Origin of the sequence: Rhodanobacter thiooxydans LCS2, assembly GCF_000264375.1 — a bacterium.
Lineage (GTDB): Bacteria > Pseudomonadota > Gammaproteobacteria > Xanthomonadales > Rhodanobacteraceae > Rhodanobacter > Rhodanobacter thiooxydans.
Genome location: NZ_AJXW01000046.1, coordinates 1 through 1297, shown reverse-complemented (window position 1 = coordinate 1297; position 1297 = coordinate 1). Strand labels below are relative to the sequence as shown.

The window sequence follows — 1297 nt, the reverse complement described above, 5'->3', positions numbered from 1 at the left end:
CTGCGCTCACCCCAACCTACCCTGATCGCACTACCTCACTCTACCCGGCAGAACACCGCCTTCAGGTAGCGGCCTTCCGGCACGTCGGTGCGGAACGGGTGGTCGGCGCCGGCGCCGCGCACTTCCAGCACCTGCATCTCGCGGCCGGCGTTGAGCGCCACCCGGCGCAGCATCTCCAGGAACTCGCCTTCGCCGACCAGGCCGGTGCACGAGCAGGTCAGCAGCAGGCCGCCGGGCGGGATGATGTCCAGCGCCATGCGGTTCATTGCGAAGTATTTCTTCAGCGCGTCCATCACCTTGCTGCGGTCGCGGGTGAGCTTGGCCGGGTCGAGCACCACCGCGTCGTAGCGCTCACCGCGCGCCACCGCGGCGCGCACCCAGTCGAAGATGTCCGATTGCTCGAACGCCACCGCGACGTTGTTGGCGGCGGCGTTAGCGTGGGCGACCTCGAGGATGCCCGCATCCAGATCCACGCCAATCGCCTCGCGCGCGCCGGCCGCCATCGCGTGCACGGCGAAGCCGCCGGCATTGCAGCACAGGTCGAGCACGCGACGGCCTTTCGCCAGTTCCGCGAAGCGCTTGCGGTTGTCGCGCTGGTCGGCGAAGAAGCCGGTCTTGTGGCCCAGGCCCGGCGCGGCATGGAAGCGCAGCCCGTGTTCGTGCACCTCGAACGGCGCCGGCACCTCGGGGCTGCGGCAGTCGAACGACTCCTGCTTCTGCACGTGCGATTCGGCGAACCAGTACAGCTGCGCGCCGGGGAAATGCGTGAGCAGCGCGGCATGGATCGCCTCGCGGAAACGCCACATGCCGGCGGCGAAGTATTCGATGACGAGGGTGTCGGCGTAGCGGTCCACGATCAGCCCGGACAAGCCGTCGCCTTCGCTGTGCACCACCCGCCAGGCGTCGCTGGCCCGGTCGAGCTGCAGCCAGTCGCGGCGCAGCTGGACGGCGCGGGCGATGCGCGCAGCGATCCAGTCGGCGTCGATGCTGGCATCCGCATGGGTGTCGAGCAGGCGTAACGCGATGCGCGCGTGGCCGTTCCAGAACGCGCGACCGACGAAGCGGTCTTTCGCGTCATGCACCTCGACCACGCTGCCCGGCGGCAGCTTCGCCTCCGGCTTGTGCAGCTGCGCCGACCATACCCACGGATGGCCGGGGGCGCGGTCGGACTTCAGGCGGATGACGGGGAGCGCGGCGGGCGTATTCATCCGCGCATGATAGCCGCTGCCCGGGGTCCTCTCCTGCCTGCAGTGGAGGCTGGGAGGGGTTGCTCGGGTTGGCAGGGAGGATCAAAAGC

General features: G+C 69.5%; 1 protein-coding gene. It reads right to left on the bottom strand.

Translation table 11 applies throughout. The features are described from left to right. Positions 1-35: 35 nt before the first annotated feature. Complete coding sequence (locus UUA_RS10470) at positions 36-1208, bottom strand: class I SAM-dependent rRNA methyltransferase (RefSeq protein WP_008436622.1); 1173 nt, start codon at positions 1206-1208, stop codon at positions 36-38. Positions 1209-1297: the final 89 nt, after the last annotated feature.